Raw genomic sequence first — 1,326 nt, forward strand, 5'->3', positions numbered from 1 at the left:
CGGGTTCCACGCCGGTCACGGCGGTGCTGGTGTTTTCTGAATGGGTTCGGGCGGGTGGCGGTCCCGGTTATGGCGGGCTCAGTGCCGCGAGGCGTTTCATGCCTTTGATCAGGAGTTGCACGTCCGGTGCCGTGGAGGCCAGGTGGAGGGTGGTTCGGCGGGCGTGGCTGACGATCCTGCCCCCGATTTCAAACAGCCGGGCGCGGAGCTTTTTCGGTTCCCAGCGCCTGGCCTTCGTCCCGGTGAACGCGACCATCTGGGTCCAGGCCATGATCTCGGCGGCGAGCATGACCACATGGCACCAGAGCTCGTTGGCGGCGAAGGACTTGAAGGGCAGGTTCGCGAATCCGGTGTCCTTGGCGTTGCGGATCCGGTCCTCGCACCGGGCCCGCAGCCGGTGGCGGACTTCCAGCACGGCCAGCTGGCCCTTCTTTTGGTTCGTTGCGATGGCCGTGTAGCGGTGCCCGTCGATGTCGGTGATCCGCAGCTGCGCCCCCACGTGCGGGACTTCCTTGCGGACAATGACCCGCATCCCCTTCGGCCAGGCCGCGAGGTCCAGCATCCCGGTGATGTCGGCAACCCAGGCGCCGTCGCGTTCAAACCCGTCGCTGTCGTAGGCCCTGGTCCACCCCGTCTTGGGGATCAGGGGCAGCATCTTGGCCACGGCGTCGGTGATGGTGAACCCGACGGAGTAGGAAAAGTTGCGGTGTCTGGCGGTGAGCCAGTTCAGGAAGTCGTGCGTGCCGCCCGCGGAATCGGTGCGGATCATGATCTTCCGCCCGACCCGGTACCCTTCCGGGAGCTGCTTCAGGGAGTCCCTGACTACCTGGATATGGTCGGCGGCCGTGTTCGAGCCGGCATTGCCGGGCCGCAGCAGCGTCACCAACGGCTCCCCGGTGCCCCGGATGCCGTGGTCCACGAAGGAACACAACGGGTGGAAGCCGAAACCCTTCTTCCACGTCGGACGTGCGTCTTCCTTCTCCGAGTGAGAATTCAGCAGCGACGCGTCGATGTCGATGGTGAGGGGATTCTCCGCGCTGACGCCGTGCAGCGGGGAATCCTCCCCGGCGTGTGCCCACACATGGGCACGGGCCTTGGCACGGGCCTCATTGACTACGGCCAACGCCTGTGCCGGCTTGACCGTTGACAAGACCTTAACCAGCCGGCTGATCGTCGGGTCGGATGCGACGAGCCCGTACACCTCGGGCTGGTTGCGGAGCCGGTCCACATCCGACACAGCGTCCCCGCCCGTGGCCAGCGACAAGGCCAGGTCCGTGAGGATCTTTCCCGGGTCGTGCCGGGCGAAGGGCTTGCGCCACGGTCCCA

General features: G+C 66.4%; 1 protein-coding gene. It reads right to left on the reverse strand.

The features are described 5' to 3' along the window. Positions 1-67 precede the first annotated feature (67 nt). A partial coding sequence (locus G6N77_RS19470) for an IS1380 family transposase (RefSeq protein ID WP_165183824.1) occupies positions 68-1,326 on the reverse strand: 1,259 nt, incomplete at its 5' end.

The organism is Arthrobacter silviterrae, assembly GCF_011045165.1.
In the GTDB taxonomy this organism is placed as follows: Bacteria; Actinomycetota; Actinomycetes; order Actinomycetales; family Micrococcaceae; genus Specibacter; species Specibacter silviterrae.